The following is a 20,756-nucleotide window of genomic DNA, read 5'->3' on the forward strand; positions in this document are numbered from 1 at the left end:
CTCTCAGGGCCGGGTGAGCGATTCGTAAGTGTCGGGCCTGCGGTCGCGGTAGAACGCCCACAGGTCGCGGACCTCGGCGAGCCTGTCCATGTCGAGGTCGCGGACGACGATCTCCTCCTCGGTGTCCGACGCCGCGTCGCCGACGAGTTGCCCGCGCGGGTCGACGAAGTAGGACTGACCGTAGAAGTCGTTGTCGCCCAGCGGTTCCACACCGACCCGGTTGATCGTGCCGACGTAGAACTCGTTGGCCACCGCCGCCGCGGGCTGCTCCAGCCGCCACAGGTACTCCGAGAGCCCCCGGCTGGTCGCCGAGGGGTTGAACACGATCTTCGCCCCGGCCAGGCCCAGTGCGCGCCAGCCCTCGGGGAAGTGCCGCTCGTAGCAGATGTAGACGCCGATGCGGCCGACGGCGGTGTCGAACACCGGGTAGCCCAGGTTGCCGGGCCGGAAGTAGAACTTCTCCCAGAACCCCTTCACCTGGGGGATGTGGTTCTTGCGGTGCTTGCCCAGGTACGTGCCGTCGGCGTCGATCACCGCGGCGGTGTTGAAGTACACCCCGGGCTGCTCCTGCTCGTACATCGGCACGATCAGCACCACCCCGTGCCGCTCGGCGATCTCGCACATCAGCTCGGTCGTCGGGCCGTCGGGGATGCCCTCGGTGTAGGAGTAGTAGTCGGCGTCCTGCACCTGGCAGAAGTAGGGGCCGTAGAACAACTCCTGCAGGCACACCACCTGCGCGCCCTGCGACGCGGCGGTGGCGATGGCCTCGACCGCGTTGGCGATCATGGAGTCCTTGTCGCCGGTCCATTTCTGCTGGACCAGCCCCGCCCTGATGATGTTAGGCATGTGCGTTTCCTTCGTGTAGCCGAACGGGATCGCTATCGCGCGAGGGCAGCGACAGCGCCAGGTAGGTGGCGAACGCGGCGGCGACGCCGACGAGCCAGTTGTAGTCGTAGAGCGGCTTGAGCAGCGGGATCAGCCCGTCGGCGGGGAACGGCCCGCCGTAGGCGCCGCCGACCGCGAGCACCGCGCCGACCAGGGTGGCCGCCACGGCGCGCAGGTTCCAGCCGCCGTTGAACCAGTAGCGGCCGCCGCCGTCGCGGTAGAGGTCCTTGACGTCGAGGTGCGTGCGCACAACCAACCAATACCCGCCGACGAGCACGCCCGCCACCGCGGCCAGCACCCCGCCGTAGAAACCCAGCCAGGCGAAGATGTAGATCGACGGGTCGGAGATCAGCCGCCACGGCATGACCGCGATGCCGATGACCCCGGTGATGAGCCCGCCCATCGCGAACGTGATGCGCTTGGGGAAGGCGTTGGAGAAGTCGTAGGACGGGCTGACCACGTTGGCCGCGAGGTTGCACGACACGGTGGCCAGCACCAGCGCCACCAGCGCCACGATGATGACCGCCGGGCTGTCGAACCGGGCCGCGAGCAGCGCCGGGTCCCAGATCGCCTCGCCGTAGAGCACCTGCCCGCCCGAGGTGGTGAGGATGGCGACGATGGCGATGAACGACATCGTCGTCGGCAGGCCGAGGATCTGGCCGCGGATCTGCTTGCGCTGGCTGCCGCCGAACCGGGTGAAGTCCGGCATGTTCAGCGACAGCGTCGCCCAGAACGCGATCATCGCCATCAGTGACGGCGCGAAGACCTTCCAGAAGTCCGCACCCCAGCCCAGCTTCGACGGCGCCGAGAGGATCGGGCCGAGCCCGCCCGCCTTGACGAGCACGTAGCCCAGCAGGATCAGGAACCCCACCGACACCAGGGGAGCGGTCCAGTTCTCGAACCGGCGGATCGCGTCCATCCCGCGCCAGATGATCAGCATCTGGACGATCCAGAACAGTCCGAAGCACAGCCACAGCGTCCAGTGCTGCCCGAGCACCACCGCCGAGTTCGTCCAGCCGTCGCCCGCGAGGGTGCCGACGATGACGTAGAGCGCCTGCCCGCCGACCCAGGTCTGGATGCCGAACCAGCCGCACGCGATGAACCCGCGCAGCAGCGCGGCCAGGTTGGCCCCGCGCACCCCGTAGAACGCGCGGGCGAACACCGGGAACGGGATGCCGTACTTGGTGCCCGCGTGGCTGTTGAGCAGCATCGGGATCAACACGATCAGGTTGCCCAGGGTGATCGTCATGAACGCCTGGAGCCAGTCCATCCCGAACGCGATCAGCGACGCCGCCAGCGTGTAGCTCGGAATGTTGTGCGCCATCCCCATCCACAGCGCGAAGTAGTTATACGTCGTCCACGTGCGCTTCTCGACCGGCACGGGTGCGAGTTCGGGGTTGTAGTAGCGGCTGTTCGCTATCCCGGCGTGGTCGGGCAGGTCGACCCGGCCGTCGGGCTGGGTGATCTGAGTGGACTGTTCCGCAATCGCCATCGCCTACTCCGATGCTCGTGGATCAGAGTTCCATCCCGGCATCGTGGAGGCAGCCGCTGTCACCCGGCAGTGTCACTGTGTTCATGCTTCCCGCACACAGTGCACACAGTGCCAGTTGCTTAATCCGGGGGTGGCGTCGCCGCGGGCTATGCGATCGGGCACCCCCTATATGTGCCCCCCTGTGCGTCGCCTTGGCCTATTGCCCGATGCCGACATAAACGTTACGTTCGAGTTTCGGAGGGAATCGGCGCTGTTTCGCCGAATTTCCTTGGGGCGGCGGTAACCGGGGGGTTCCATGGCCTGGCTTGATTCGCGACGATCCGTATCGGACACTGCGGCCGATGACAATCCTGTTGATTGCCAAGAGAATCCACCCGGTCTCAGCGCTCGGCTCGTGCCCGCCGCGGCGATCGCGGTGATATTCGTGCTGGCCGTCGTGCTGTTCTGGAGGGTCGGAGCATTGGAAGACAGGCACTGTCGGGTGCCCGCGGCGGAAATGGTCGTCCCCATTCCCGTCCCCTGAATCATCAGGGACAGCAATAGTGGTGTCACCCAATGTTCGCTATCCGGTCGGTCAACTCTTTCTTGAGCGTGTCCGGGGCGTAGCTCGCGGCCACGCCCGCGCGGGCGAGGTCGGTGTCGAACATGCCGGGGTCGTCGGTGGCGACGCAGACGGTGACCCCGGCGGCGAGCAGTTCGCCGACCGGGTGGCTCGCGAGGTCGGGCACGGAGTTGGTGCGCAGGTTCGACGACACGCACACCTCGACCGGGATGGCGTGCTCGACGAGGTGGGTCACGAGTTCGGGATCTTGGGTGGAACTCGTGCCGTGGCCGAAGCGGTCGGCCTTGAGGTCCCGCGGCGCCGACCACACGGTGTCCGGGCCGGTGGTCTCGCCCGCGTGCACGACGGCTTTGAGGCCGAGGGCACGGGCTTGGGCGAAGTGGTCGGCGAACTTCGCCCGCGGCACGCCGTTCTCCAGCCCGGCGAGTCCTAAGGCGACTGTCCCTTCAGGAGCGTGGGCGCGGAGGAAGTCGAGAGTCACGTCCTCGGCGGTGGTGACGAGAACGTCCACGGCGGAGTAGACCTCGATGAAGTGGGGGAAGTCGCGGAAGGCGTAGAAGTCGGCCAGCGCTTGCCGGTCGGTGGGGACGCCCCGGTCCGGGTGGCGTTTGGCCAGTTCGAGGACGGTGTCGACGGAGGCTGAACCTATGAGGTGCAGGTGCAGGTCGGTCTTCGGGAGACGCGAGATCAGATCGGTCACGTTCCCCGAGGCTATCGGCAGGCGCGCGTTGCCGCGTGCCTTTTGGGGCAGTTCGTCTACCCGCTGTTGCGCACGTCCAAGGCCAGAAGCGCCACGTGCAGCGAAAGCACCGACTCCGGGTCGTCGATGGACACGCCCAGGATCTGCTCGACTCGGGCGAGTTGCTGGTAGTAGGCGGTTCTGGACATGTGCGCGGCCGCTGCCGCCGCCGACTTGTTGCCGCCGTGTTCGCAGTAGTGCCGCAACGTGTCCAGCAGCCTGCTGCCGTGGGCCGCGTCCCGCGCTATCAGGGCGGCCAGTTCGCGGTCGGCGAAGGCGGCCACCCGGTCGTCGTCGGCGAGCAGGTGCAGCAATCCCCTCAGCCGGACGTCGTCGAGGCGGTGGAAGGGTTTCGTGCCGGGCGCGCGTAGGGCGGCCTGGGCTACGTGGGCGGCTTCGACCAGGCTGCGTCGGGCCTGGCTGATCGTGCCGACCGTCGTCCCCACCGCCAGGACTATGGCGCGGGGTGACTGGTGGATTTCCTTCGCCAGCCTGCGCAGGACCGACTGGGTGTCGGCCTGCGGGGTCAGTGAGAGCAGTGCTCGCACACTGGTGTCGTCGACGATGCCGACCAGGGCCGCCACCCGGGCCCGCCGGGTCGCCAGGGAGGTGGCCTCCGCGAGGTCGCGCAGGACCTCCTGGGTGGCCATCGCCGGTGCCGGGGTCACCTCGGTGCCCGGCCGCACGGAGACGCCGATGAGCTGGCGGTTCTCCAGCGGCACGCCAAGTCCGGTGGCCCGCGCGACGAGGTCCGCGGGTGGGGTGGGGGCGGCCAGCAGCTCGGTGAGCAGGGTTCGGTGGGCGTGTCGTTCCAGGCCTTCGCGGTCGCGGGCGGCCAGCCGGTGCACCGCCAGCGCCGAGGCGGCGCGCTCGACGATCACGATGTGGTGATGGGCGGGGGGCTCCGGGCAGAGCAGCACGAGCCTGCCCCAGTCGTTGCCCCTCGCGCCGACAACGGTGACCAGCCAGCCCGCCGCGTCGTGGTACGCGGTGCGCTCGGAGACCGTGACCGCGCGGGAGCGGCGGGCCCAGTCGGCCAGGAGTTCACCGGGGGGCTCGCCGCCCGCGTCGTAGGCGAGGACGTCGTGGGCCAGCGTCTCCAGCACGACCGGCAGGCCCGACGCCCTGGACACCTCGCGCAGGACCTCGGCGGGTTCGGCGCCCGCGACGGTGAGCGCGGTGAACGTCTCGTGCACCTGCTCGGCGGTGCGCAGCTCGGCGACCTGGGCGTCGACGATCAGGCCGACCACGGCTTCGGTGACCGCGACGAACCTGGTCTCCCGCGACAGGGTGATCAGCGGCAGCCGGTGCCGCTCGGCGGCCGCCGACAGCGCCGGGGGCAGGGCGTGGCTCCAGTGTCGGACCAGCTCCACCACGATCCCCGCGGCGCCGATCCCGGCCAGCTCGTCGACGTAGCGGGTCAGCGCCTCCGGGTCGTCGGGCAGGGCGATGCCGGTGGTGAGGACCAGTTCGCCGCCGCGCAGCAGGTGGGCGATGTCGGCGACCTCGGCGGCGTGCACCCAGCGGACCCGGTGCGAGAGCCCGGACGCGCCCGCGACCACGGTCGGCACGCCCTGCCGCATGACCGGCAGCGCCAAGATCTCCGACACGGTCGGGTACATCTACACACTGTAAGGGGCCACGAGGCGGGTCGGTACACCTTGACCAGCCGGTACACCCGTCCGCCACCCGATAGATTCACGCCATGCCGTTCGCCCGGGTGTTGACCGTCGTGGCTTTCCTAGTCCTGATCTGCCTGCCGGGGGCGGCATCGGCCGACCCGCCGTCGCGGCTGCCGAACCAGATCACCGACACGGCGCAAGCGCTCGACGCCGGTGAGCGGGCCGAGGTGCAGGCGGCGATCGACAAGCTCTACGACTCGCGCAAGCTGCGCCTGTGGGTGGTCTTCGTGCCCGACTTCGACGGCCAGGCCGCCGCTTCGTGGGCTCAGCGCACCGTCACGCTCAGCGCGCTGGGCGACCGTGATGTCGTGCTGGCTGTCGCCACGGTGGACCGCGAGTACAACCTGTTCTCCGCCGGCCTGCCCCAGGAGATCAGCGACGCCGAGTTCGAAGACCTGCTGGTCGACGGCATCGAACCGGCCCTGCGCACACAGGACTGGGCGGGTGCGGCCGTCGCCGCCGCGTCCGGGCTCGACACCGCCGCCGGCGGGTCGGCCTCGGGGCGCGGCCTGCTGATCGGCGGCGCCGCGATCGCCGCGGGACTTGGCGGGGTGTACCTCTACACGCGTGTCCGCAAGCGGGCGCGGGTCAAGGCGGGCATCGAGGCCGCCCGCGACATCGACCCGCTCGACACGGCGGCACTGAGCGCGCTGCCGGTGGAGGCGCTCGACCAGCGGTCCAAGGATCTTCTGGTCGAGTTGGACAACGCCCTGCGCACCAGCGCCGAGGAACTCGACTTGGCCCGCGGCGAGTTCGGCGCCGACCAGACCCGCCCGTTCGCCGAGGCGTTCGACACCGCGAAGGCGGCGCTCGCCCAGGCGTTCACCCTCCGCCAGCGGCTCGACGACAAGATCCCCGAGACTCCGCAGCAGCAGCGGGACATGTTGGTCGACATCATCAGCGGTTGCGGCGAAGCCGACCGCGGACTCGACGCCCAGGTCGCCGAGTTCGACGGCCTGCGCGACCTGCTGATCAACGCGCCGCAGCGACTCGACGCGCTGACCCAGGAGATGGTCACCCTCAGCAGCCGCCTGCCGGACTCGTCGGCGACGCTGGACCGCTTGATCGGGGAGTTCCCCGCCCCCACCCTCGCCCCGGTGCGCGACAATGTCACCCACGCGAAGGAGCGGCTCGACTTCGCCGACCGGAACATCACCGAGGGCCGCTCGTTCGTGGCCCGCCCGGCGGGCCAACAGGGCCCGGCCGTCGCCGCAATCCGCGCCGCCGAGGGCGCGGTCGGCCAGGCCCGCACCCTCCTCGACGCGGTCGACAGCGCCGCCGACAACATCCGCCACGCCATCGTCACGCTGCCCGCCGCGTTGGCGGAGGCCCGCGCCGACATCGCCGCCGCGGGTGACTTGGCCGCTCACGGCGGCGAGGACTTGGCCTCCGCTCGCGCCGCCGCCACCGCCGCCCTGGCGCGCGCCGAGGCCGCGCAGGGCAGCAACCCGCTGGGCAGCTTCACCGAGATCGCCGCGGCCGACGTCGAACTCGACAAGGCCATCGCCGCCGCCGCTTCGGAGAAGCAGCGCGTCGAACGCCTTCGCCAGCAGTTCGACCAGGCGATGACCGCCGCGTCCGCCCAGGTGTCCGCCGCGGGCGACTTCATCTCGACCCGCAGGGGCGCTGTCGAAGCCGAAGCACGCACTCGCCTGTCAGAAGCCCAACGCCACCTCGACGAGGCCGGGCGGTTGCGCGAGTCCGACCCGTCGACGGCCCTCCAACACGCCCAAACCGCCGCCGACTTGGGTGCCCGCGCCGCCCAGGCAGCGGAGGCCGATGTCCGCGAATGGGAGCGGCGCAACACACCGCAGTCCCCGTTCGGTGGCACGTCGGGCGCGATCTTGGGCGGGATTCTGCTGAACAGCGTGTTGCGGGGAGGCGGGGGCGGTGGTGGTTACAGCCCCGGCTCCTTCGGCGGCTCCAGCAGCTCCCGCCGCATCGGCGGCGGCGGCCGCTTCTAGATCGAACTCTTCCGGACGTATTGCCGGGCCGCCTGGGGGCAGTGTCGAGGCGGTGTGTCCGTCAGGATTGCGGGTTGATCAGTTCTGTCCAGGAAGTGACGGGTCCAAGGGCGTGTGGAGGAGTGACATGTCTGGTGTGCGCTTTCGCAAGCGGACTTAGGCGCCGACCGTGGTCCGCACGGACTTCAGTCCACTGGGCCGCGAACAGCGTGAAGACCTGGGGGCACTCGTTTAAGACGCATGGTGCTGGGGCGAAGAACACCCGCAGTCTGACCGACCGAGCTCGCAGCACCGGAAATGATCAGGGGGCAATGGCTTGATAACGACGCTGCGGCCGACTTCCTCCGGGGTGTTCATGCCCCTGAGGCCGGGCCGTTCTCGGTAAGATTGCCTGATGGTCTCGGGCAGGTGATCAGGCCGGATGGAACGATTGCTCAGGCTCCTTATGCTCTGATCGTCCCGGGTCCAAATGGCTTGTTTAATACGGCGTATCGCTACCTGGGTACACCCTGACGAGGAGAAGCTGAAATGGTCTTCCGGTGTGCCCTAGACAGCTCCGCGTTCAGCGCCCCTCCGCAAGGGGCGGCGGGCGCACCGGATGACCTGGATGATTACCAGGTTTCAGTGATGAACGCCTGCGAACTCCTGGCTGCTACTGGACTTCGATTCACGATGAGCGAGTAACGGTATGGCGAGTGCGCGCGATGTGACGGTTGCCAGAAATGCCGTTATGAACGACCCGCAGTTGAGGGCAGACCTTGCCGATAAGGCGCGATCCGCCATGGCGGATATGAATAACCACAACTGGGGAAATTCGAAGAACCGGGCGTCGGAAATGAACTACCTGATCAAGGCGCTGGGGAACATCAAATGACGGCAATTGATTTTCTTGCGCGCGTCGCGGTTACTGGTACCGTTGCAGGTCTAGGCATCGGCAGCTCGGCGGAGGAAGTGCGCGGTGCACTAGGCGACAGTTGTGTCGCGGATCGAAGAAGACGGTCTCTCCGTCTAGATTATGGACTTCTAGAATTCGGCTTGTTCGGCGACGTGTGCGAGGGTATCGCCGTGCAAGTTCATCGACTAGCGACGACTTCTCGCAGTATCATCCCCGATCTTCTCAAGCCGTCCCTTTCTGGCCTTGGGCGAACGGTTACGCTGGAAGCATTTCGTGACGCGGTCCAACGCAATGGCGGCCGTCTATCGGAAAGGCTCGAAGGGCAATCTGGGTACCAGTGTTATCGCCTTGCAGAATCTCATGTAGTCCTCGTCGCTGTTGATGAATCCACGGGCGTGGATGAGCCCCTTGCGCCTGGCGATCTGTGGTCGATCATGATCTCTGGCGCCGGTTGACTGGCAGTGTGAGGGTCAGGGGTCCGAGTCCCCTCAGCTCCACAAGTTGGTTGAATCCGTCTGATCATCCAGTTTCTGCTGGTCAAGCGGTTTTTCTGTGTTTGGGCGTTGATCGCCAGGTTGGCGGGTCATGGTGCCCCTATGGAGGAGTTCTGGAGGACATTGCTCCAGCTTGATCGTCTGTGGGCGGGTTGAGCTGCTGAGTTGTGGTGCCCCTCATGCCAACGGTGTGAGGGGCGCTGAATTCGTTATGCCTCTGCGGCGCCGATGAATTGACGTGGCGCGGTTCCGGGATGGCGGGGTGGGCTGTGACCATTGCTGTGGCGGTGTGCCATTGGCGTTCGAGTGCGTTGAGGAGGGCGAGTTCAGACGGTGGAAGCATCCGCTTCGAGTAGTTCGGTGAATACCTCGCGGGGTTGCGTCAGTCGTGGATCTCCAGGATCAGCCCGACTCGTCCGCGCGGAGAGCGGCTTGCTGGAGGCGCTCGATGAGATCCATGAACCCGGTCAGCCGGTGGTCGATGGTGTTCTGCAGGATCTCTTGGTCGAGATCCGCGTACTGGTGCGCCAGCATGTTGCGCATACCGACGATCTTTGGCCAGTCGTCAGGTGATTGGAGCAGGCTGGGGCTCACCTTGCCGACAGCGTCGATGGCGACCTCCGCACCAAGACGTCGTCGAGTGATCCACGTGAGAGGTGCTCATCAAGCACGCGCAGATGCTCGCGGGCGTCTTCGAGGTGTTGGGAATCGCTGCGTCGCCGCCTGGTCATAGGTCGACCGCGTCGGAGAGCGCGGAGGGGGCAACGTGTGGCTTGAGCATTCGGGCGGGGACGATGTCGACCGGGTGTCCGAGCAGCCGCTCCAATTCGAGGTCGAGGGCAGCCAAATCGAACAGGTCGGCTCCCGGGGCAAGATCGACCAAGAGGTCGATGTCGCTGGATTCATCGTCGTCTCCGCGTACGACGCTCCCGAAGACCCGGACGTTGCTGACCTTGTGGGCATGAGCGAGGGCGAGGACTTCGTCTCGGTGCCGCGCGAGGATTCTGCCCAGTGGTGATTTCGGCTGGAACCGCCTGGCTCGATACGCCCTGATCAGCCTGGACACCTCTGGCTGACTTCGGCCGATGGCGCGGGCGATCTGGTTCTGCGTGAGGCCTTGATCGGCTGCTTTCCTACCGCCTCGCGTAGCGACGCGCTTGCGCGGGTGCGCAGTTCATCGGCTTCGGCGGCCACACTCGCCAAAGATGCTTCGAGCCCTGCGTCCGCATCCATATAGCACATGCTATATCGACGTCTGTCGAGCGGCCAGGTTCAGATCGTGTAGTCCCACGCCGTGAGGCTGTAGGCGCTGAACCAGGAGCCGAACAGCATGAAGGTGACCGTCCACGCCACCATCGTCACCCTCGACCACCCCGCCAAAGCCACCGCGATCGGGATCAGCAGCACGAAAGCGGGCACCAATCCGAGGCTTCGACGCCATCATCCCGTCCGATCCGATCGTCACCGCCACGATCCCCGCCCCATAGAGGGCCGCGCTCGCAGCCGTCAGAGCGATCGCGCCCAGCAGGATCAGCACGATCAGCAGGTCCATCACCACCTTGCCGTCCGCCAGGATGCGGGTGGCGAAGGTGAAGCTCGACACCCCCCAGTCGAACCGCGAGTTCCAGCCCTCCCGCTGGATCTGCCCACCACCCGCCGAGTTCCCGGTTTGGGCGGCGACGTAGCCCCAGTAGCCCAGTCGGGCGAGCAGGCCGCCGACCACTACCTCCCACCTGCGGTCGGACCGCAGCGCCAGCAGGGCTGCCAGGCACACGACGCCCACGATGACGGTGGCGGTGGGGCGGATCAGGCCCGCGCCGACGGCGTAGCAGCCTGCTTCCACCCAGTGCCGCTCCAGCACCGACACGAGCGCCCACGCGGCGAACGCGGTGAACAGGGCCTCGGTGTACGTCATCGACAGAGTGATCGCCATCGGCGTGCCCGCCCACAGGGCGACCAGCACGAGACCGCGTCCGCCCGCGAGTCGACGGCCGATGCGGGCGACGGCGTAGGCGGCGGCGATGCCCGCGGCGACGTTGACGATTAGGGCCGCAGCGAACTGGCTGACCCCCGTGGCCGCAGCGACCCCGCGCAGGATTGAACGGGAACCCCGGGAAGAACGCCATCGCGGTGTGCGACGTGTGGTTCCCGAAGGCGTCGACGAAATCCTTCGGCACCTGCTCGTAGCCGTTCTGGGCGATCGTCAGGTACCAGTTCCCGTCCCACGACCGCAGCAGGGTCTGCAGCTTCTCGTCGTGGAACTCGGCGAACACGGCCAGCATCAGCAGCCCGGCGAGTCGGACGGCGAGGTACACCGCGGCAGGTGCCATGGCGCGGCGACCGGTCTCGACAGCCGAAGCTGGGTGATCGTCACCTGACCACTGTGACCGAGTCGCAGGCGACCGTCCGGCGAATGAGGGGTCTCCTGAAAACGGTGAGAGAAACACTAATCGCCTTTGCTGCGACGTGACCGTTCCCGGTGGTCACTCTGTAGCGTCATCCCCAATCGCCGATACAGAGTGACCATGGTGCCGACGCCGGTCGCGGACCAGACTCGCGGCATGGCCGACATCGAGCAGAACCAGCTGATCGACCGTCACCGCGCCGTCCTGCCGTCGTGGCTTGCCCTCTACTACGACGAGCCGATCGAGATCGTGCGCGCCGAGGGCAGGCGGGTCACCGACTCGACGGGCGCCACCTACCTCGACTTCTTCGCCGGCATCCTGACCAACGCCATCGGCTACGACGTCGCCGAGATCAGCGACGCGATCCGCCGCCAGCTCGACACCGGCGTCCTGCACACCTCGACCCTCTACCTGATCCGGGGGCAGGTGGAGCTGGCCGAGAAGATCGCCAAGCTGTCCGGCATCCCCGACGCCAAGGTGTTCTTCACCAACTCCGGCACCGAGGCCAACGAGACCGCGCTCATGCTGGCCACCCAGTTCCGCCGCAGCAACCAGGTCCTGGCGATCCGCAACTCCTACCACGGCCGTGCGTTCGCCACCGTGGGCATCACCGGCAACCGCGGCTGGTCGGCCAGTTCGCTGTCCCCGGTCAAGGTCAGCTACGCCCAGGGCGGCTACCGCTACCGCAGTCCGTTCGGCCATCTGTCCGATGTGGACTACATCCGGGCGTGCGCCGACGACCTTCGGGAAGTGTTGCAGACCACCACTTCCGGCGACGTGGCGTGCATGATCGCCGAGCCCATCCAAGGCGTGGGCGGGTTCTGCGTTCCGCCGGACGGCTTGTTCCAGGCATACAAGGAGATTCTCGACGAATACGGCATCCTGCTGGTTTCCGACGAGGTGCAGACCGGTTGGGGCCGCACGGGCGAGCACTTCTGGGGCATGCAGGCCCACGGCGTCACCCCGGACATGATGACCTTCGCCAAAGGCCTGGGCAACGGGCTGGCCATCGGCGGACTGGTCGCGCGCCCGGACGTCATGGACTGCCTGACGGCCAACTCGATCTCCACTTTCGGCGGCAACCCGGTGGCCACCGCGGGCGCCAACGCCGTGCTCGACTACATCCTGGACAACGACTTGCAGGCGAACGCGGCCAAGCTCGGGTTGCGCCTGTCCGAGGGGCTCCACGACATCGCCACGCGCAACCCGGTGGTGGGGGACGTTCGGGGCAAGGGCCTGATGATCGGCATCGAGTTCGTGGTGCCGGGCGGCAAGGAACCCAACCCGAAGGCCGCGGCGCGGGTGCTGGAGGAAACCCGGTCGCGCGGACTGCTCGTCGGAAAGGGCGGGCTGCACAACAATGTCATCCGGCTGGCGCCACCCATGACGCTGGCGGAGGACGAAGTCGACGAAGCCCTCGACGTGCTCGGCGAATCCATCGCCGCGGTGCGGGGCGGTGAGAGCTGATGCGCAGGATCAGCCACTGGATCGACGGCAAGCCGTGGTCGGGCGACACCGACCGCTTCGGCGAGGTCTTCGATCCGGCGACCGGACAGGTCGCCGCCCATGTCGATTTCGCGGGGTCCACGGAGATCGAAGCGGCCGTCTCGGCGGCGCGCACGGCCTCCGTGGAGTGGCGGGACGCCTCGCTGGCGGCTCGAACGTCTGTCCTTTTCGGATTTCGCGAACTGCTCAACGCCCGGAAGCGGGAGCTGGTCGATCTGGTCACGGCCGAACACGGCAAGGTGACCGACGACGCGGCGGGCGAAGTGCAGCGCGCGATGGAGGCGGTCGAGTTCGCCTGCGGGGTGCCCACCCTCCTCAAAGGCGGGTACAGCGAGAACGTCTCGACCCGGGTCGACGTGTACTCGCTGCGCCAGCCGCTGGGCGTGGTCGGGGTGATCTCGCCGTTCAACTTCCCGGCGATGGTGCCGCTGTGGTTCGTGCCGAATGCCTTGGCGTGCGGCAACACGGTGGTCCTCAAGCCGAGCGAGAAGGACCCGTCGGCGGCCAACTTCATCGCCGAGCTGTTCGCCGAGGCGGGCCTGCCCGACGGCGCGCTGAACGTGCTGCACGGCGACAAGGTCGCGGTCGACGGCCTGCTCGAACACCGGGCCGTGCGGGCGATCTCGTTCGTCGGCTCGACCCCGATCGCCCGCTACGTCTACGAAACCGGGACGCGGCACGGCAAGCGCGTGCAGGCGTTGGGCGGGGCCAAGAACCACATGGTCGTACTGCCCGACTCCGACCTCGACCTCGCGGCGGACGCGGCCGTGTCGGCGGGTTTCGGCTCGGCGGGGGAGCGGTGCATGGCCGTCTCGGTCGTTGTCGCCGTCGACCCGGTGGGCGACGACCTGGTGAGCCGCATCCGCGACCGGATCGCGAAACTCAAGGTCGGCGACGGCAGGCGTCCGGGCTGTGAGATGGGCCCGCTGGTCACCGCCGCCCATCGGGACAAGGTGACGTCCTATGTGGACAGGGGAACCGGCGAAGGCGCTGAGTTGGTCGTCGACGGCCGCGACCACGAGATCGACGGCGAACCCGAGGGCTTCTGGCTCGGGCCCACCCTGTTCGACCACGTCGAACCGGGAATGGCGCTCTACCAAGACGAAATCTTCGGTCCCGTGCTGTCCGTGGTCCGCGTGCCGACCTATGAGGACGCTGTCGAGATGGTCAACGCCAACCCGTATGGCAACGGGACGGCGATCTTCACCAACGACGGCGGCGCGGCCCGGCGGTTCCAGCACGAGGTGGAGATCGGCATGGTCGGCGTGAACGTGCCGATCCCGGTGCCGGTCGGCTACTACTCCTTCGGCGGCTGGAAGGACTCCCTCTTCGGTGACACCCACGCGTACGGCCCCGACGGCATCCACTTCTTCACCAGGACGAAAGTGGTCACCAGCCGGTGGCTCGATCCCTCACACGGCGGCGTCAATCTCGGATTCCCGCGCAACGTGTAGGACACGCACCGTGCGGGCCACGGCCCACGTGGCCCGCCCGGTGCGTGGTGTCACTCGATCTTCGACAGCACCGACTTCACCGCGTCGATCGGAATGCTGAAGCCGATGCCCACGCTCCCAGCTGATCCGTCGGCGCCGGAGACGGGGGAGTAGATCGCCGAGTTGATCCCGATGACCCGGCCCGCGGTGTCGAACAGCGGGCCGCCGGAGTTGCCCTGGTTGATCGACGCGTCGGTCTGGATCGCCTTGTACGACGCGCCTCGCGAACCCCGGTTGGGGATCGAGACGTCACGGTCGAGGGCGCTGACGATGCCGGTCGTGACCGTCCCTTGCAGACCGGCGGGCGAGCCGATCGCGATGACCTCGTCGCCGACCTTCAGATCGCCGGAGTCGCCGAGAGTAGCCGGGGTCAGCCCGGAGACGCCTTTGGCTTGCAGCAGCGCGAGATCGGCGCCCGGGTCGACGCCGAGCACCTCGGCCTGCGCGGTCTTGCCGTCGGCGAAGGTCACCGTGATCTCGCGGGCGCCGGCGACGACGTGGTTGTTGGTCAGGATGCGGCCGTCGGCGCTGAGGATGACGCCGGACCCGACGCCCTCGGCGTTCGCGGTCCGCACACCGACCTGCACGACGCTCGGCATCACCTTGGCGACCGTCGCCGTGATGTCGGTCGGGGTGTTGACCGAGGCGTTCTGGGCGATGGTCGGGTGCAGCGCGGACGGTAGGTCGGTCCCGATCAGCGCGCCCGCCACGCCGCCGAGGGCGCCCGCGCCCAGCACGGACGCGGCGACCAGGGCGACGGCGCCGCGCTTGACGCGGCCACGCGGCGGCTGGGGGTGGGTGTAGAGCGGCGGGCACTGGTTCATGGGTCCAAGGTCCGCTCGCCGGATATGAGAATCCTGTGGAATGGCGAGGGATTGGCCAAGAAACCGTTGACCCGCATCTCGGTAAGGCGTAACTTACCGTTCGTGGTGACTTACCAAGCAGCCTTCGCGGCACTCACCGACCCGACTCGACGGGCGGTGTTCGAGCTGATCGTCGAACGGCCGCGCGCGGTGGGCGAGCTGGCGGCCGAGCTGCCGGTGAGCAGGCCCGCGGTGTCGCAGCACCTCAAGGTGCTCAAGGACGCGGGCCTGGTCGTCGACCACGCCGAGGGCACCCGCAGGCGCTACCGGGTCGACCCGGCGGGCGTCGCGGCGCTGCGCGGCTATCTCGATCAGTTGTGGGACAAGGCATTGGCGGCTTTCGCGGCCGCTGTCGAGGAGGAGGAAACATGACTCAGGAAACTGAGATGCGCGTCCAGAAATCGATCACCGTGAAGGCTACGCAGGAGCGTGCGTTCACCGTGTTCACCACCAAGATGGGCGCGTGGTGGCCCGCCGAACACCACATCGGCGACACCGACTTCGCCGACGTCGTCATCGAGCCCAAGTCCGGCGGCCGCTGGTTCGAGATCGGGAAGGACGGCGCCGAATGCGACTGGGGATCGGTGCTCGCCTACGACCCGCACGACCGGTTCGTTCTGACCTGGCAGCTGCAGGGCGACTGGAAGTACGACCCGGACACCTCGCGGGCCAGCGAGATCGAGGTCCGGTTTGTCCCCGAGGGCCCAGACACCACCCGCGTCGAACTCGAACACCGCCACATCGAACGCCACGGCGACGCGGGCGGTGACCTTCAGGGCGCCTTCGACTCCGACCGCGGCTGGCCGCTGACCCTGCAGTCGTTCGCCCGCGCGGTGGAGGGCTGAGTCGGTACCGTCGGGTATGACCACGGACCAGACCACAGCCGCCTGGCGGGCGGCAGCCGAGAGCGCTGACGCGAAAGCGGTTCGGCCGCTGCTCGCCCCGACCGTCACGGTCATCTCACCGCTGACCGCCCGATTCCGCTTCACCGGACCCGACCAGGTGTCGGCGATGATGGCGGCCGCGTTCACGGTGATCAGCGACATCAAGTTCCACACCGAGGTCGGCGACGACAAGACCCGGGCTTTGTTCTATCACGGGCGTTGTGGCCGGGAGGCGCTGGAAGAGGCGCAGCTGCTGCGGTTCGACGAGAACGGGCTGATCACGGAGCTGACGCTGTTCGGCAGGCCGTTGCCCGCGGCGACGGAGATCATGGGGAAGATCGGGCCGCTGTTGTTGCGCAAGCAGGGACGCCCAGCCGTCGCCCGACTGGTCTCGGTGCTGAGCAAGCCGCTGGCGGTGGTCACCCGACTCGGTGAAAAACACATCGTGCCGATGGCCGACCCGGCCCGCGCCAAGTCCTGACGTCACGACCCGCTGGAAGTCGCCCCGGGGCTCGCTGAGGGTTTCGGGGCTTGGCGGCACCGGTCGTCGATGTGGGGAATCCAGTAGCACAGTTCGAGTGTCTTCATGATCGCCCAGTGCCCGAGGCGGCGGGCCTGGACGATGAACGCGACGAATCCGCCGAGCAGCAGAACGGCGCAGCCGGCCGCCAGTGCGGGATTGCGGCCGACGAACAACTCGACCACCGCGGCGCCGAAGCCCAGGGCGAGTGGTGGTGCGGAGTTGCGCAGCATCAGGCCCGTCGCCCGCAGTCGTTTCACCTCGAGCGCGACGTCCTTGTCGTGCAGCTCCAGGGCGGACAGCAGCAGGAACTTGTCCGCATGGACGAAGTCGCGGTCCTTGGACGCGGGAACCCGTTCCACGAATTCCTGGCTCGGATTCCGCTTGCGCCGACGCGGCACGATCCGGTTCGCCGCCTCGCCCGCCGGATAGGCCAGATAACCGAGCAGGTAGCTCAGCAGCACGACCAGGACCACCAGCAGCCAGGCCGGTGTGCCCGCCATCGCGCCGCCGCCGAGCAGGTGCAGGCGGGTGATCACGTGGGCGAAGAACGCCAGGTACAGCGATCCGGGGATGGCGTAGGTGAACAGATCGAAGATGCCGATGGCGAAAGTCACCCCACGATCTAAGACCATGGGCCGCCCGGAGTTCCAGACATTGGTGATCTTGTCGCCCGCGCGCGAGGCTCAGGCCGCGGATGGTTCCTCGGTGAGGAATGTGGCGTGGGCCGCGATGATCTTCCAGCCCGTCTGCTCGCCACGGGCCCAGGTCCGTGTGTAGCGCAGTCGGGCGGTCAGCGGTTGGCCGCCGACAGTGCCTTCCAAGGTGCCGAGGAACCAGGTGACACCGCTGTGCGCGGTGGCCAGCACCCGCAGGTCCTCCTCGTCGAGGCGGCTCAGCACCTGATGGCCGGTTTCGTGTGCGCTCAAGTCGTCCTGTTTGGTGTAGAGCTTTCCGTCCGGGCCGGTGAACCATGCGGCGTCGTCGATCAGCTCGCTCAACGTGTCCACATCGGAGGTCAACTGGGCGGTCTGGAGGCGCCGCTCGGCGGTACGGAGGCTTTCGGTGTGGTCGACGTTCGGCATGGTTCCCACTATGGACGCCACTCGGCCGCACCGCCGTGGCGTTCGCTCGTGGCGGATCCGCTCGCGGAGTGCGCGCGGATCAGCCGAGCAGGCAGAAGGGGTGGCCCGCCGGGTCCGCGAGAACGCGCCACCCTCGGGAATCGACGTGCAGGAGGGTGCCGCCGAGGTGGATGACCCGCCCCTGGGCTTCGTCGAGGTCTTGCACCTCGATGTCCAAATGGAACTGTTGCGGGTGTGCCGGGTCCGGCCATCGCGGGCGGCGGAAGTCGCTGACCCGTTGGAACGCGAGCACCAGACCGGATTCCGTGTGCAGGGTGGCGAAATCGTCGTCGACTGACCACCGGCGATCGGGCTGGTTGACGGTGCCGCCGAGGAGCGAGCGGTAGAAGTCCGCCAGTTCGAGAACGTCCGGGCAGTCCAGCACCACGCACTGCAGTTCGCCGATCATGGGCCGGTCCATCCCTTGAGCCGGTCCAGAAGCAGCCGGTACACGCCACCGAGTTCGTGTCGCTCCAGGGGCGGAAGCATGTGCCGCGCGCCGACGTGGACCGCGTAGAGGAGTTGGCCGACCATGCGGGCCTCGGCCGCGTCGCCGCGGTGGCGCAGCCAGAGGGATTCCATGTAGGCGACGCGGGCCTGGTCGACCCTGGCCATCATCTCGCCCGCCTGCGCGTCCTGCTGCGCCCAGGCCCGCATCGCGGTGTCCAGCCCCAGTTCGGTGCTGGCCATCACCATGTCCAGCAGGCGGTCGAGCATGACCACCGGTTCGACGGGGTCGGCTTCGACCGCCTCGATGAAGCGCTGCGTGCCGATCCGCTCGAAGTGCTCCAACAGGGCGGCCTTGTACCCCGCCATTCCGGCGAAGTGGTGGTAGAACGACCCTTTGGTCAGACCGAGGCGGCCGCAGAGCCGGTCGATCGTCAGCGCTTGGGACCCCTCCACGGTCAAGATCGAGATTCCCTCGCGCAGCCAGTCCCGCTTACCCGCCATGCTTCGCGACCCTTCCGAAAACGTGCCATACCGTATGGTACGGTACCACCCGGGTCGGCGGGGGCTGGGGGTCTCCGCCGCCCCTTTCTGGCGGCCGCCGTAATCGGCCGCCGGCTGGTTCGAGACGGGCCCCTGGTCGCCGTTCGTTTAGGTTGTGGGTGTGACCAGTGAGACGACCTTTCTCCGCCTTCAAGCGCGCACCCAGCGCTTCACCCTCGGCTCCCCCCGCGAGTTCCGCGTCGCCCCGGACGGCGCTTACGCGCTGTTCCTGAGGTCGGCGACCGGCGAGGACCGCACCCACATCCTGTGGAAGCAGGACCTGACGAGCGGGGCCGCGACCCGGCTCGGCGACCCGGCCGTGCTGCTCGGCGGCTCCGAGGAGCTGTCCCCGGAGGAGCGTGCGCGCCGTGAGCGCAGCCGCGAACAGGGCGCCGGGGTGATCGGCTGCGCCACCGACGCGCAGTCCCGAGTCGTCGCGTTCGCCTTGTCCGGTCGGCTCTTCGTCGCCGACGCGCACACCGGGGAGACGCGCGAACTGGCCACCGCGACCCCGATCATCGACCCGCGCCCCGACCCGACCGGCACCCACGTCGCCTACGTCGCCGACGACGCTCTGCGCGTGGTCGGCGTGGACGGCGCCGATGACCGGGCCATCGCCGCGCCGGAGGGCGAGGACCGGGCGTGTGGGCTCGCTGAGTTCGTCGCGGCCGAGGAGATGAGCCGCTCGCGCGGGTACTGGTGGTCCCCGGACGGCACGAAGCTGCTGGTCGCGTTCACCGACAAGCGCGAGGTCCAGCGCTGGCACATCGCCGACCCGGCCAACCCCGAGGCGACCCCGGTGACGGTGTCCTACCCGGCTTCGGGAACGCCGAACGTCAAGGTCAGCCTCGCCATTGTCAGCCTCGACGGCACCCGCGTCGACGTCGACTGGGACGGCGAGCTGGAGTACCTGACCACCGCGCACTGGTCAGCCGCGGGCAAGCCGCTGATCGCCGTGCAGTCCCGTGATCAGCGCACCGTGGAGATCCGCGCGGTCGACCCGGACACCGGCGCCACCGAGGTCGTGCATACCGACACCGACGACACCTGGATCGAGATCGTCACCGGTGTCCCGGCGTGGACCCCCGACGGCAAGCTGGTGCGCGTGGCCGCCGCCGATGGCGCCAACCGCCTGTTCGTCGGCGACGAGGCCGTCTCCGGCGACCTGCAGGTCCGCTCGGTGCTCGACGTCGGCGACGACATCCTGTTCACCGCCTCGGCCGACGACCCGACCCAGGTCCACGTGTACCGCGCGGGCGAGACGGTCGAGCAGGTGGTCCAGGTGTCCACTGTGGACGGCGTGCATTCAGCCGCCCGCGGTGGGGACGTGACGATCCTGACGTCCTGGTCGCTCGGCTGGTCCGGCCCCAAGATCAGCGTCCTGCGTGGGGGCGAGGTCCTCGGTGAGGTCGAGAGTCTCGCCGTCGAGCCGCCGCTGACCCCGAACGTCCAGCTGCTGACGGTCGGCGAGCGCGCGCTGCGGGTCGCGGTCCTGTATCCGACCGGGCATGTGCCGGGCACCAAGGTCCCGGTCCTCATGGACCCCTACGGCGGCCCGCACGCGCAGCGTGTGCTGTCCACACGCAACGCCTACCTCGTCCCGCAGTGGTTGGCGGACCAGGGTTTCGCCGTGATCATCGCCGACGGTCGCGGCACGCCCGGGCGCGGCCCGGAGTGGGAGCGCGCAATCGCTTTCGAACCCGCCGACGTCACCCTGACCGACCAGGTCGACGCCCTGCACGCGGTCGCCGCCGACCACCCCGACCTGGACCTGACGAAGGTGGCCATCCGCGGCTGGTCTTATGGCGGATACCTGTCGGCTTTGGCGGTCCTGCGCGCGCCCGAGGTCTTCCACGCGGCCATCGCGGGCGCCCCGGTCACCGACTGGCGGCTTTACGACACCCACTACACCGAGCGCTACCTCGGCCACCCCGACGAGCGCCCGGACGTCTACGCCCGCAACTCCCTGATCGACGACGCGCCGAAGTTGGACCGGCCGCTGCTGATCCTCCACGGGCTCGCGGACGACAACGTTGTGGTGGCCCACTCGATCCGCCTGTCGAGCGCCCTGGTCGCGGCCGGCCGGCCGCACGCGCTGCTGCCGCTGCCGGGGGTCACGCACATGACGCCGCAGGAGGACGACGTAGCGGAGAACTTCATGCTGATGCAGGTGCGCTGGCTGAAGTCGGCACTGGGTCTGTGAGTGTTCGGGGCCTGGCCTATTTCAACAGGTCAGGCCCCGTTCCAGCCGGTGATTG

Annotated in this window: 22 protein-coding genes; 10 read left to right on the forward strand and 12 right to left on the reverse strand. The window is 68.3% G+C overall.

Going from position 1 to position 20,756, the window contains the following annotated elements; translation table 11 throughout:
• Nucleotides 1-3: 3 nt before the first annotated feature.
• From ACUZ2Y_RS29200 to ACUZ2Y_RS29215, 4 genes are all read right to left on the reverse strand, one after another.
• Nucleotides 4-846 (reverse strand): nitrilase-related carbon-nitrogen hydrolase, encoded by an 843-nt coding sequence (locus ACUZ2Y_RS29200; RefSeq protein WP_476324902.1) that lies wholly within the window; start codon nt 844-846, stop codon nt 4-6.
• Entirely contained in the window at nt 839-2,377 is a 1,539-nt protein-coding gene (locus ACUZ2Y_RS29205; RefSeq protein ID WP_476324904.1) for an NCS1 family nucleobase:cation symporter-1, read from the reverse strand. Before ACUZ2Y_RS29205 ends, ACUZ2Y_RS29200 begins: the two co-directional genes overlap by 8 nt.
• Before the next feature lie 548 nt (nt 2,378-2,925).
• The gene (locus tag ACUZ2Y_RS29210; protein ID WP_476324906.1) at nt 2,926-3,639 is read right to left on the reverse strand and encodes an adenosine deaminase family protein; all 714 of its coding nucleotides are present in this window, start codon (nt 3,637-3,639) and stop codon (nt 2,926-2,928) included.
• A gap of 56 nt (nt 3,640-3,695) precedes the next feature.
• Nucleotides 3,696-5,300, reverse strand: coding sequence for a PucR family transcriptional regulator (locus ACUZ2Y_RS29215; RefSeq protein ID WP_476324908.1), 1,605 nt, complete (start codon nt 5,298-5,300; stop codon nt 3,696-3,698).
• Between the two features lie 83 nt (nt 5,301-5,383).
• Between ACUZ2Y_RS29215 and ACUZ2Y_RS29220 the strand changes: the two genes are divergently transcribed.
• From ACUZ2Y_RS29220 to ACUZ2Y_RS29230, 3 genes are all read left to right on the forward strand, one after another.
• Complete coding sequence (locus ACUZ2Y_RS29220; protein WP_476324910.1) at nt 5,384-7,324, forward strand: TPM domain-containing protein; 1,941 nt, start codon at nt 5,384-5,386, stop codon at nt 7,322-7,324.
• Nucleotides 7,325-8,012: 688 nt separating this feature from the next.
• Nucleotides 8,013-8,198: a hypothetical protein gene (locus ACUZ2Y_RS29225; protein WP_476324912.1), complete on the forward strand. Its 186-nt coding sequence runs from the start codon at nt 8,013-8,015 to the stop codon at nt 8,196-8,198.
• Nucleotides 8,195-8,674 (forward strand): hypothetical protein, encoded by a 480-nt coding sequence (locus tag ACUZ2Y_RS29230; RefSeq protein WP_476324914.1) that lies wholly within the window; start codon nt 8,195-8,197, stop codon nt 8,672-8,674. The genes ACUZ2Y_RS29225 and ACUZ2Y_RS29230 overlap by 4 nt, the downstream gene beginning before the upstream one ends.
• A gap of 441 nt (nt 8,675-9,115) precedes the next feature.
• On the opposite strand, the gene ACUZ2Y_RS29235 is transcribed toward ACUZ2Y_RS29230, so the two are convergent.
• The 3 genes from ACUZ2Y_RS29235 to ACUZ2Y_RS29245 form a co-directional block, all read right to left on the reverse strand.
• The gene (locus ACUZ2Y_RS29235; protein ID WP_476324916.1) at nt 9,116-9,307 is read right to left on the reverse strand and encodes a HepT-like ribonuclease domain-containing protein; all 192 of its coding nucleotides are present in this window, start codon (nt 9,305-9,307) and stop codon (nt 9,116-9,118) included.
• 133 nt (nt 9,308-9,440) lie between these two features.
• Nucleotides 9,441-9,779 carry a nucleotidyltransferase family protein gene (locus tag ACUZ2Y_RS29240; protein ID WP_476324918.1) on the reverse strand — a complete coding sequence of 113 codons (339 nt, stop codon included), beginning with the start codon at nt 9,777-9,779 and terminating at the stop codon, nt 9,441-9,443.
• A 177-nt stretch (nt 9,780-9,956) separates the two neighbouring features.
• The gene (locus tag ACUZ2Y_RS29245) at nt 9,957-10,676 is read right to left on the reverse strand and encodes a hypothetical protein (RefSeq protein WP_476324920.1); all 720 of its coding nucleotides are present in this window, start codon (nt 10,674-10,676) and stop codon (nt 9,957-9,959) included.
• Nucleotides 10,677-10,845: 169 nt separating this feature from the next.
• On the opposite strand from ACUZ2Y_RS29245, the gene ACUZ2Y_RS29250 reads away from it, so the two are divergent.
• The 3 genes from ACUZ2Y_RS29250 (at nt 10,846) to ACUZ2Y_RS29260 (ending at nt 14,078) form a co-directional block, all read left to right on the forward strand.
• A complete protein-coding gene (locus ACUZ2Y_RS29250; protein ID WP_476324922.1) occupies nt 10,846-11,091 on the forward strand; it encodes a hypothetical protein in 246 nt (81 codons plus the stop codon).
• A gap of 147 nt (nt 11,092-11,238) precedes the next feature.
• Entirely contained in the window at nt 11,239-12,585 is a 1,347-nt protein-coding gene (locus ACUZ2Y_RS29255; RefSeq protein WP_476324924.1) for an aspartate aminotransferase family protein, read from the forward strand.
• Nucleotides 12,585-14,078 (forward strand): CoA-acylating methylmalonate-semialdehyde dehydrogenase, encoded by a 1,494-nt coding sequence (locus tag ACUZ2Y_RS29260; RefSeq protein WP_476324926.1) that lies wholly within the window; start codon nt 12,585-12,587, stop codon nt 14,076-14,078. Before ACUZ2Y_RS29255 ends, ACUZ2Y_RS29260 begins: the two co-directional genes overlap by 1 nt.
• 50 nt (nt 14,079-14,128) lie before the next feature.
• On the opposite strand, the gene ACUZ2Y_RS29265 is transcribed toward ACUZ2Y_RS29260, so the two are convergent.
• On the reverse strand, nt 14,129-14,941 hold the full coding sequence (locus tag ACUZ2Y_RS29265; RefSeq protein WP_476324928.1) for a S1C family serine protease: 813 nt from the start codon (nt 14,939-14,941) through the stop codon (nt 14,129-14,131).
• A gap of 105 nt (nt 14,942-15,046) precedes the next feature.
• Here ACUZ2Y_RS29265 and ACUZ2Y_RS29270 point away from each other — a divergent pair, with 105 nt between their 5' ends.
• Genes ACUZ2Y_RS29270 through ACUZ2Y_RS29280 form a run of 3 tightly spaced genes read left to right on the forward strand, consistent with a single transcriptional unit; the run spans nt 15,047 to nt 16,345 of the window.
• On the forward strand, nt 15,047-15,352 hold the full coding sequence (locus tag ACUZ2Y_RS29270; protein WP_476324930.1) for an ArsR/SmtB family transcription factor: 306 nt from the start codon (nt 15,047-15,049) through the stop codon (nt 15,350-15,352).
• A complete protein-coding gene (locus tag ACUZ2Y_RS29275) occupies nt 15,349-15,825 on the forward strand; it encodes an SRPBCC family protein (RefSeq protein WP_476324932.1) in 477 nt (158 codons plus the stop codon). The genes ACUZ2Y_RS29270 and ACUZ2Y_RS29275 overlap by 4 nt, the downstream gene beginning before the upstream one ends.
• Nucleotides 15,826-15,841: 16 nt before the next feature.
• Nucleotides 15,842-16,345 carry a nuclear transport factor 2 family protein gene (locus ACUZ2Y_RS29280; RefSeq protein WP_476324933.1) on the forward strand — a complete coding sequence of 168 codons (504 nt, stop codon included), beginning with the start codon at nt 15,842-15,844 and terminating at the stop codon, nt 16,343-16,345.
• Between the two features lie 2 nt (nt 16,346-16,347).
• On the opposite strand, the gene ACUZ2Y_RS29285 is transcribed toward ACUZ2Y_RS29280, so the two are convergent.
• From ACUZ2Y_RS29285 to ACUZ2Y_RS29300, 4 genes are all read right to left on the reverse strand, one after another.
• Complete coding sequence (locus ACUZ2Y_RS29285; RefSeq protein WP_476324935.1) at nt 16,348-17,001, reverse strand: hypothetical protein; 654 nt, start codon at nt 16,999-17,001, stop codon at nt 16,348-16,350.
• A gap of 69 nt (nt 17,002-17,070) precedes the next feature.
• Nucleotides 17,071-17,469 carry a nuclear transport factor 2 family protein gene (locus ACUZ2Y_RS29290; RefSeq protein ID WP_476324937.1) on the reverse strand — a complete coding sequence of 133 codons (399 nt, stop codon included), beginning with the start codon at nt 17,467-17,469 and terminating at the stop codon, nt 17,071-17,073.
• Nucleotides 17,470-17,548: 79 nt separating this feature from the next.
• Nucleotides 17,549-17,917, reverse strand: coding sequence for a VOC family protein (locus tag ACUZ2Y_RS29295; RefSeq protein ID WP_476324939.1), 369 nt, complete (start codon nt 17,915-17,917; stop codon nt 17,549-17,551).
• A complete protein-coding gene (locus ACUZ2Y_RS29300; RefSeq protein WP_476324941.1) occupies nt 17,914-18,459 on the reverse strand; it encodes a TetR/AcrR family transcriptional regulator in 546 nt (181 codons plus the stop codon). Before ACUZ2Y_RS29300 ends, ACUZ2Y_RS29295 begins: the two co-directional genes overlap by 4 nt.
• A gap of 160 nt (nt 18,460-18,619) precedes the next feature.
• Between ACUZ2Y_RS29300 and ACUZ2Y_RS29305 the strand changes: the two genes are divergently transcribed.
• The gene (locus ACUZ2Y_RS29305; RefSeq protein ID WP_476324943.1) at nt 18,620-20,701 is read left to right on the forward strand and encodes a S9 family peptidase; all 2,082 of its coding nucleotides are present in this window, start codon (nt 18,620-18,622) and stop codon (nt 20,699-20,701) included.
• Nucleotides 20,702-20,756: the final 55 nt, after the last annotated feature.

The sequence above is a fragment of the Actinokineospora sp. UV203 genome, from assembly GCF_056323665.1.

Excerpts from the sequence above, each read along its gene's own strand:
- ACUZ2Y_RS29205 (WP_476324904.1), bottom strand. The coding sequence starts at position 2,377 with ATGGCGATTGCGGAACAGTCCACTCAGATCACCCAGCCCGACGGCCGG.
- ACUZ2Y_RS29265 (WP_476324928.1), bottom strand. The coding sequence starts at position 14,941 with ATGAACCAGTGCCCGCCGCTCTACACCCACCCCCAGCCGCCGCGTGGC.
- ACUZ2Y_RS29295 (WP_476324939.1), bottom strand. The coding sequence starts at position 17,917 with ATGATCGGCGAACTGCAGTGCGTGGTGCTGGACTGCCCGGACGTTCTC.
- ACUZ2Y_RS29290 (WP_476324937.1), bottom strand. The coding sequence starts at position 17,469 with ATGCCGAACGTCGACCACACCGAAAGCCTCCGTACCGCCGAGCGGCGC.
- ACUZ2Y_RS29260 (WP_476324926.1), top strand. The coding sequence starts at position 12,585 with ATGCGCAGGATCAGCCACTGGATCGACGGCAAGCCGTGGTCGGGCGAC.
- ACUZ2Y_RS29220 (WP_476324910.1), top strand. The coding sequence starts at position 5,384 with ATGCCGTTCGCCCGGGTGTTGACCGTCGTGGCTTTCCTAGTCCTGATC.
- ACUZ2Y_RS29200 (WP_476324902.1), bottom strand. The coding sequence starts at position 846 with ATGCCTAACATCATCAGGGCGGGGCTGGTCCAGCAGAAATGGACCGGC.
- ACUZ2Y_RS29230 (WP_476324914.1), top strand. The coding sequence starts at position 8,195 with ATGACGGCAATTGATTTTCTTGCGCGCGTCGCGGTTACTGGTACCGTT.
- ACUZ2Y_RS29275 (WP_476324932.1), top strand. The coding sequence starts at position 15,349 with ATGACTCAGGAAACTGAGATGCGCGTCCAGAAATCGATCACCGTGAAG.
- ACUZ2Y_RS29225 (WP_476324912.1), top strand. The coding sequence starts at position 8,013 with ATGGCGAGTGCGCGCGATGTGACGGTTGCCAGAAATGCCGTTATGAAC.
- ACUZ2Y_RS29215 (WP_476324908.1), bottom strand. The coding sequence starts at position 5,300 with ATGTACCCGACCGTGTCGGAGATCTTGGCGCTGCCGGTCATGCGGCAG.
- ACUZ2Y_RS29280 (WP_476324933.1), top strand. The coding sequence starts at position 15,842 with ATGACCACGGACCAGACCACAGCCGCCTGGCGGGCGGCAGCCGAGAGC.
- ACUZ2Y_RS29255 (WP_476324924.1), top strand. The coding sequence starts at position 11,239 with ATGGTGCCGACGCCGGTCGCGGACCAGACTCGCGGCATGGCCGACATC.
- ACUZ2Y_RS29300 (WP_476324941.1), bottom strand. The coding sequence starts at position 18,459 with ATGGCGGGTAAGCGGGACTGGCTGCGCGAGGGAATCTCGATCTTGACC.